The organism is Corallococcus exercitus (genome assembly GCF_003611585.1).
Lineage (GTDB): Bacteria > Myxococcota > Myxococcia > Myxococcales > Myxococcaceae > Corallococcus > Corallococcus exercitus.
The window spans coordinates 1-2,469 of the sequence record NZ_RAVW01000716.1 but is presented as its reverse complement, the minus strand read 5'-3'; the positions used below and the strand labels follow the sequence as shown (position 1 = coordinate 2,469).

Annotated in this window: 2 protein-coding genes; both read left to right on the top strand. The window is 71.2% G+C overall.

Features of this window, described 5'->3' with window-relative positions; translation table 11 throughout:
• Positions 1-426 precede the first annotated feature (426 nt).
• Positions 427-2,019, top strand: a complete 1,593-nt coding sequence (locus D7W79_RS41255) for a methyl-accepting chemotaxis protein (RefSeq protein WP_120530653.1) — start codon at positions 427-429, stop codon at positions 2,017-2,019.
• 142 nt (positions 2,020-2,161) lie between these two features.
• Positions 2,162-2,469: helix-turn-helix domain-containing transcriptional regulator (locus tag D7W79_RS41250; RefSeq protein WP_147442336.1), on the top strand; the 308-nt coding region annotated here is incomplete at its 3' end.

The window sequence follows — 2,469 nt, the reverse complement described above, 5'->3', positions numbered from 1 at the left end:
ACCCCCACCCGGTGGAACCCCCGCGCCGCGCCAGCCTCCGCGGCTGAGCCGCCCCGGGGCCGGACGCGCCGTGCCCGGGCGACCCCTGTCGGAGGGGGCCGGAATGATCGCGCCAGGGTGCCTCCCGGGCCCCTCCGGCAGACGTGGGGCATCCTCCGCCACGTATCCCACCTGACAGGACGAAGTGTCCCGCATGACCCTGCGGGGCAATGCCGACCCGTTTGCAGGATATTTCAAGGGACGCGGGCTTGAGTCGGGGGGAGAGGTGTTGTCTATCCTACGTGACCTGATGATGCCTCGGCCGTCGGGGGGCCCCGTTGGGGCCGCGGAAGGATGAGCGACAATGAGCTGGCGCAGCAGGCCCGGCGCGGGTGCACGACCGCGCTTCATCGGGATGGGTGACGTGGGCCCGCGAGGGGGTGTGTGATGGCGTTGAGGCTCAAGCAGAAGATGATGGTGCTGCCGGTGGTCGCGGCGGTGTTCCTGGTGGCCATCGTGGCGGTGACGGTGGCGCTGGGCTCTCGCACGCGGGAGGCCTCGGAGCGCATCGGCTCCAGCCTGGCGCCGTCGGTGAGTCAGGCGCAGACGTCGCGCGCGGGCTTCGCCGCGTTGCACCAGGACGTGGGCGACGCGGTGGCGCTGCACGCGGTGAAGCAGCAGACGCTGGACGCGCAGGTGACGGAGCTCAACAAGGGGCTCGCGGCGCTGCGCGCGCTGCCGGACGTGGACGGTCCGAAGCTGGAGGCGCTGCAGGGCGCCTTCGCGCGCTACTGGCAGGAGGCGTCGCAGGTGGTGGCGCTGGCGGCCCGGAACGACGCGGCCGCGGAAGGCGCGCTCGCGAAGCTGGAGCCCGCGTACCGCGCGGTGCATGAAGGCCTGGAGTCCGTGACGGCGCAGCAGGAGGCGTCGCAGCGCGAGGCCTTCATGGAGGTGTCGTCGCTGCACGGCACGACGCTGACGTGGGTGCTGGTGCTGTCGCTGGCGTGCATCCTGGCGCTCGCGGTGGCCACGGTGTGGCTGCTGCGCGAGGTGACGACGCCCCTGGCGCGGCTGACGGCGACGGCGACGCGCATCGTGCGGGAGGGCGACCTGTCGCTGGCCATCGACACGAGCGCGCAGGACGAGGTGGGCGAGCTGGCGCGCAGCATCCAGTCGCTGATGACGCGGCTGGGCTCGGTGCCGAACACGCTGCACGCGGTGGTGACGGAGCTGACGGCGGCGGCGGCGCGGTTGAATACGGCGAGCCACGAGCAGCTCAACTTCCTGACCAGCCAGTCGCGCAGCCTCACGGAGGCCAGCTCCACCATCGCGGAGATCGCCCAGACGTCCGGCATGGCGGCCAGCCGCGCGGAGATGGTGTTGAAGGTGGCGGCGCAGGCGGACGCGTACAGCGCCTCCGGGCAGGTGTCCATCGAGCGCAGCGCGGAAGGGTTGCAGCAGATCCGCGCGCGGGTGGGCGCGCTGGTGGGGAGCATCGGCGTGCTGTCCGAGCAGGCGGTGCACGCGGGTGAGATCATCGGCAGCGTGAAGGACCTGGCGGACCAGTCCAACGTGCTCGCGTTGAACGCGGCCATCGAGGCGGCGCGGGCCGGTGAGGAAGGCCGGGGCTTCGCGGTGGTGGCCAAGGAGATGCGGGCGCTCAGCAGCCAGTCGCTGCAGAGCACGCAGCGCATCGGGAAGATCCTCCTGGAGATCAACCAGGCCATCCGCGAGACGGTGGGCATCGCGGAAGGGGACAGCCAGAAGATGGAGGAGGGCATCGAGCAGGTGCTCGCCTCCGCGACGACGCTGAAGGACATCACCCAGGTGGTGCAGGAGAGCAGCCAGGCGGCGCGGCAGATCGTCGCCTCGGTGACGCAGCAGAACGCGGGCATCACGCAGATGACGGAAGTGGTGACGCAGCTGTCGGAGATGATGAGCGACGTGGTGATGGCCACGAGCAACGCCGAACAGGCGGTGGGGCAGATCAACACGTCCCTGGGCAAGCTCCAGGAGCTGTCCACCGCCTTCCGCGTCTAGCCGTCCGCGAAGGCGTCAAGCAGGGCCCACGGGCCGCTCCGGATGCACCGGGGCGGCCCGTCGTGCGTTGAGGGGGACTGTCAGGACGCGGTGTCAGGTGTAACTTGTATGCTACACCCCGGACTGCGCCTGGAGCCCTGCCATGCCCCCCACGGGATTCGACCGTTACTTCGAGAAGAAGCTCAAGCGCCCGGCCTTCGCGGAGGCGTATGCGAAGGCACGCGCGGAAGTGGACGCCGCGGACCGGTTGATTCGCGCCCTGGACGCGCGGCGCGAGGAGGCGGGACTGAGCAAGGCGGACCTGGCGCGCAAGGCGGAGACCCCGCCGGAGGTCGTGCGCCGCCTGTTCACGGCGCCCTCCGCGAACCCCACGCTGTCCACGGTCACGAAGCTCGCCGCCGCGCTGGGCTGCCGTCTGCAACTGGTGCCGGCCCCCTCCCGCCGCAAGGC

Excerpts from the sequence above, each read along its gene's own strand:
- D7W79_RS41255 (WP_120530653.1), top strand. The coding sequence starts at position 427 with ATGGCGTTGAGGCTCAAGCAGAAGATGATGGTGCTGCCGGTGGTCGCG.